A 4,467-nucleotide genomic window follows, 5' to 3' on the forward strand; every position below is an offset into this window, starting at 1 on the left:
TAACGAGGCTGAATTACAACCCTGCGCTCGGGATCAACGCCCTCGGAATGGGTATCAACCTCAGCGTTATCTCGAAGCGCGATATGAACGAGACGACGCTCATAGGCAGTCATGGGAGGAAGCTTTACCGACCGGCCCTGGCTCAAAGCGCGAGCGGCAGCAGACTGCGCCATCGATACAACCTTATCCTGGCGGCGACTCTTGTATCCCTCGACATCAACTACAACCGGATAACGAAAACCGAGCTTCCTACTCACAAGCAGAGAGAACAGGGTCTGGAGGGCCTCAAGCGTACGACCATGGCGACCGATCAGGACAGCAAGGTCGGGAGCAGTAACATCAAGGATCAGCTCGCCCTCATCACCGTCATACTCATCGATGGGAGAGTCGGCGGCGTCGAAGTGTCCAAGAATGGCGCGCAGAATAGAAACGGCGACATCGGCGATAGCGTCGAGCTCAGCATCGGCAAGCACCTCGCCGGCTTTATAGCGCTCCGCAAGCACCTCAAAATCAATCGAGGTCTCCTCGGCAGCGGCCGTCTCGTCGTTCATCAGCTCAGACATGGTTCCTCCTAATTAGTAAGGTACCTGATTAGTTCTTCTTATGCGGACGAGGCTTGCGCTCGCGGCGAATAACGTTGACCTCCATGGGCGCGTTAGCCAGGCGCTCCTCTTCCTCTGCCTTAGCTTTGTCGATGATCTTCTGCGTTACGAAGATCTGCTGGATAACCTGCCAAAGCGTAGAAACATCGTAATACAGCAGGACGCCAGCGGGCAGCCCCCAACCGACGAACAGCATCATGATGGTCATGACGACGCCCATGGTGCGCATGCTCTGAGCCTGGGCACCCGTCTGATTACGGGACATGTACAGCTGAGGGATAAGCGTGAGCACCGAGAAGAGCACCAACGCGATGATGTACGGCAGCGCCGCGGTGAAACCGTCGGCCATGGCGGTAGCCGGAGAAGTGGTAAGGCTGGGCAAGATGTCGAAGAAAGCGAACGAGCCCTCGTGGTTCGGGAAATAATGCGGCAGGTCGCGCAGGAGCGTAAAGAGCGCGAGCAGGAGCGGCATCTGGATGAACAGCGGCAGGCAACCGCCAAACGGGTTGAATTTATTCTCGCTGTAGAACTTCTGCAATTCCTCGGCCTGGCGCTGCGGGTCATCGGCATAGCGCTCCTGCAGCTCCATAAGCTTGGGCTGCAGCACCTGCATGCGGGCGGTCGCCTTCGTCGACTTGAGAAGCAGCGGCGTAAGAAGCAGGCGCACGATGATCACCAAGATGATGATCGACAGGCCCCAGTCGACCGCGAAACCCTGAATAACCTTCAGGATCTCCAATAGAATGTTAACGATCCAATCCCACATGTTGAAATCCTCCGAACGAAAACGCCCTGTTAGGGCACGGGATCATAACCGCCAACTCGCAGGGGATTGCATCGCAGGATGCGCCCGGCGGCGAGCCAGCAGCCTTTTAGAACACCATATTTCTCAATAGCTTCAACAGCATACTGTGAACAGGTGGGGTAATAGATGCACGCGCTTGGCAGCAACGGCGATATATAGCGCTGGTAAGCGCGCACAGCCCCCATCGCAGCGCGCTTGGGAGCGTTGAGAACAAGTGAAAATCCGCGCACTAAGCTACCCCCGCGCGTTTAAGCAGGGATTCGAGTGCTTCGATCATGGCAGCGGGCTGGGATGTGCGCGTCTTGGGCGTTGCAAACAGAATGATGTCGTAGCCCTCGATAGGTAAGCGAAGTGCGCGCGCCGCCTCACGCAGCACGCGCTTAGAACGGTTGCGCACGACGGCGCAGCCAAGGCGTTTTGCAGCAACGAAGGCGACCCGACCCGGATCGCCTTCGTTGACTGCTTCACATATAACCATTCGAATCAGGGGATGGTTATATCGCCTTCCCTGAGTGAACGCACGCTCGAACTCCAGCCGAGACTTCAGTGTCCTCATGCGAGTTGCGTGACTTTAGTTGTCGCTCACCGTAAGACGCTTGCGACCCTTGGCACGACGACGGGCGAGTACGGCACGGCCGCCCTTGGTGGCCATACGGGCGCGGAAGCCGTGGGTCTTGGCGCGCTTGCGCTTATTGGGCTGGTAGGTACGCTTCATGGTTACTATCCTCCTGGTGCATTTCGTCTGCTCACAGACTCACAGATATAGACATGTGAGCTTAGAGATTGTAGGGAATAGCTGGAGGAAATGTCAATGAATCTGGCTGAAAAGATTGACAAATCCCTGGGCATTTCCATCGTTCGTGCACGAGATCATTCGCCTACACATTTTCTTTCACGTTCTTTCACCGAGTTTTCCACAGGTTGTTGGCAAGTTGTTAATAACTTTTCGCGACTTTTCTTCAGTTTTCAACCGATTGGGAAAACTTGTTGAAAGATGCGAAAGCTTTCAGCCTGAGCTGATATTCTGTTGAAACAGAAACGAAAGAACGGGATGCCATGGTGGATGATTTCTATCCCTTTGTGGATTCGGGCGACCCCGCCCCCAACAACAACCATATAGCAGGGGCCCTGCCTCCCCAGCCCGCCGCGGGGGGACCGCTTGCCGAGGCTGCACGAGAAAACAGCCAGGTGTCCGAAGATGTCCAAGGGACACCGGTGAGCTACGCGACGCGCATCGCCGTCTACGACGACATGCTTTCAACGCCGCGCGTAATCGTAATCACGCCCAAAGACGTGCGCACCTACTTGGAAGAGATCACGAATACGGTCTACCGGTGCATGAAAGAACAGGGGGGCAGCATCTCCCTCATGGTCATCCGCGAGATTGTGGAAAACTTCATTCACGCCCATTTCGTCGAGCCCATCATCTCGATCCTGGATAACGGCGCCACCATTCGCTTTGCCGACCAGGGACCCGGAATCGAGGACAAAGAGCGGGCATTCGAGTTTGGCGTGACGTCGGCGGACCGCGACAAGAAGCGCTTCATCCGCGGCACGGGTGCAGGCTTCCCCATGGTGCAGCAGTACCTCGAGAACACAGGCGGAGCGGTATCGATCGAGGACAACCTGGGGCAGGGCACGGTGGTAACCGTGAGCCTCGACCCGGCCCGCGTCGGCGAGATCAAGCGGGCTGCAACCCGCGGGGCGGCCGTACGAAGCGGGCACGCCGCCGCGTCGGCACACGATACCTCCGCGCCGACGAACCAGCCGCCCTACGACACGGCGGCGGCCGAAGCCCCGCTGCCGTACGGAGCGACCGCAGCCAGCCCGCAGCAACCGTACATGCCCGCCGCGGTACACGCGCCGGGCGCATTCAGCCAACCATACGGCCAGCCCGCGCCCGCGCCGGTCGTGCAATCCCAAGATGCGCAGGCGCCGTCCGCGGGCGCGGGCTACCCCAGTCCGATGCAGCCCGCAGAACCAACGGTCCAGCAGGGCGCCGGGGGCATCCCGGGTCAGCCCCTTCCCGGCGCATATCCACAAGCACCGGGCGCGCAGCCTATGCAGCAGAGCCCCTATCCCTACCCCTATCCACCGCAGCAACCCGGCGCGGCAGCGGGCGTGCAAAACGCGGGACCAGCCGCACCGCAGGCGCAGAGCCAATTCTGGGGCGGATACGGATACCCGGCGCCCGGCATGAACGGCGGCTGGCCAGCTTATGCACAGCAAGCCTACGCACCGGGAATGTACCAGCCGGCGGGAGCCTACCCGCAGCAGGCGGGGTGGCCCGAGCCGGCATATCCCGGAACCCCCTGGCAACACCCGGCACAGGCGCCCCTGCCCGCAAGCGCCGCCCCCACAACGGCGCAGCCATACGTATCCGAACGCGGCATGCTCGCCCTGCAATACCTCGAGCAGCACGACGCATGCGGCCCCACCGACCTCGAACGGGCCTTCGGCTCATCGGCGCCCACCTGGTCGCGCGAGCTCGAAACGCTCACGGGCGCGGGACTGGTGATCAAGCGCGGGCAGAAGCGGACGCTCACCGACATGGGGCGCATATGGCTTCAGAACCTGCAATCCCAACAGGGCTAGCAGGCGGCAAGACGTGAATTAGACGGACGATAAGAGGAAGAACATGGAAAGCGAAGCGCAAATCCTGCTGGCAGACGCCGTAGCCTTCTGCCAACGCGACAGCCAAGATGCTCGCCTCACCAATATGCTGGGGCAGTCGCGCCCCCTCGACATGACCGATACGGCGCTCATCATCGAGGCCCCCACGCGGTTTGCCGTGGCATTCCTGGAGCGCAACAAGCCCATCATCGAACGCTACCTCGAGGAAATAGCGTTCATGCCCATCGAGCTGATGGTCCAACCGCCCGCCGGTGCACCCGCACCGCAGGTGACGGCGGCGCAGCCGGTAGCGACCCCGGCCGCGGCGATTCCGGCCGCCGCGGTCCCGGCCGTTGCGGCCCAGCCCGCCGCCCCCGAGCCCGTCGCGGCGCAACCCGCGGTCTCGGTGCCGGCGCCTATTCCGGCACCCATTCCGGCGCCCGCGCC

6 protein-coding genes and 1 pseudogene are annotated in these 4,467 nt (G+C 60.8%); 2 read left to right on the forward strand and 5 right to left on the reverse strand.

Annotation, left to right across the window (positions count from 1 at the left end):
• The 5 genes from I2E26_RS02845 to rpmH all read right to left on the reverse strand — a co-directional run.
• Positions 1-563, reverse strand: a 563-nt coding sequence (locus I2E26_RS02845; RefSeq protein ID WP_195419543.1) for a R3H domain-containing nucleic acid-binding protein, incomplete at its 3' end; no start/stop codon positions are given.
• A 28-nt stretch (positions 564-591) separates the two neighbouring features.
• Positions 592-1,368 (reverse strand): YidC/Oxa1 family membrane protein insertase, encoded by a 777-nt coding sequence (locus I2E26_RS02850; RefSeq protein WP_195419544.1) that lies wholly within the window; start codon positions 1,366-1,368, stop codon positions 592-594.
• A 29-nt stretch (positions 1,369-1,397) separates the two neighbouring features.
• Positions 1,398-1,592 (reverse strand): membrane protein insertion efficiency factor YidD, encoded by a 195-nt coding sequence (gene yidD / locus I2E26_RS02855; RefSeq protein ID WP_147587811.1) that lies wholly within the window; start codon positions 1,590-1,592, stop codon positions 1,398-1,400.
• A gap of 44 nt (positions 1,593-1,636) precedes the next feature.
• On the reverse strand, positions 1,637-1,963 hold the full coding sequence (gene rnpA / locus I2E26_RS02860; protein WP_147587745.1) for a ribonuclease P protein component: 327 nt from the start codon (positions 1,961-1,963) through the stop codon (positions 1,637-1,639).
• A gap of 15 nt (positions 1,964-1,978) precedes the next feature.
• On the reverse strand, positions 1,979-2,122 hold the full coding sequence (gene rpmH, locus I2E26_RS02865; RefSeq protein WP_085829682.1) for a 50S ribosomal protein L34: 144 nt from the start codon (positions 2,120-2,122) through the stop codon (positions 1,979-1,981).
• 341 nt (positions 2,123-2,463) lie between these two features.
• Here rpmH and I2E26_RS02870 point away from each other — a divergent pair, with 341 nt between their 5' ends.
• On the forward strand, positions 2,464-4,002 hold the full coding sequence (locus I2E26_RS02870) for an ATP-binding protein (protein WP_195419545.1): 1,539 nt from the start codon (positions 2,464-2,466) through the stop codon (positions 4,000-4,002).
• A 43-nt stretch (positions 4,003-4,045) separates the two neighbouring features.
• Positions 4,046-4,467, forward strand: a pseudogene (locus I2E26_RS02875) (chromosomal replication initiator protein DnaA); the annotation flags it as partial.

It is taken from the genome of Collinsella sp. D33t1_170424_A12 (assembly GCF_015554865.1).
GTDB lineage: Bacteria > Actinomycetota > Coriobacteriia > Coriobacteriales > Coriobacteriaceae > Collinsella.

Bases quoted from the DNA above. Each gene is read 5' to 3' on its own strand.
- I2E26_RS02850 (WP_195419544.1), bottom strand. From the start codon at position 1,368: ATGTGGGATTGGATCGTTAACATTCTATTGGAGATCCTGAAGGTTATT.
- yidD (WP_147587811.1), bottom strand. From the start codon at position 1,592: ATGGGGGCTGTGCGCGCTTACCAGCGCTATATATCGCCGTTGCTGCCA.
- rnpA (WP_147587745.1), bottom strand. From the start codon at position 1,963: ATGAGGACACTGAAGTCTCGGCTGGAGTTCGAGCGTGCGTTCACTCAG.
- rpmH (WP_085829682.1), bottom strand. From the start codon at position 2,122: ATGAAGCGTACCTACCAGCCCAATAAGCGCAAGCGCGCCAAGACCCAC.
- I2E26_RS02870 (WP_195419545.1), top strand. From the start codon at position 2,464: ATGGTGGATGATTTCTATCCCTTTGTGGATTCGGGCGACCCCGCCCCC.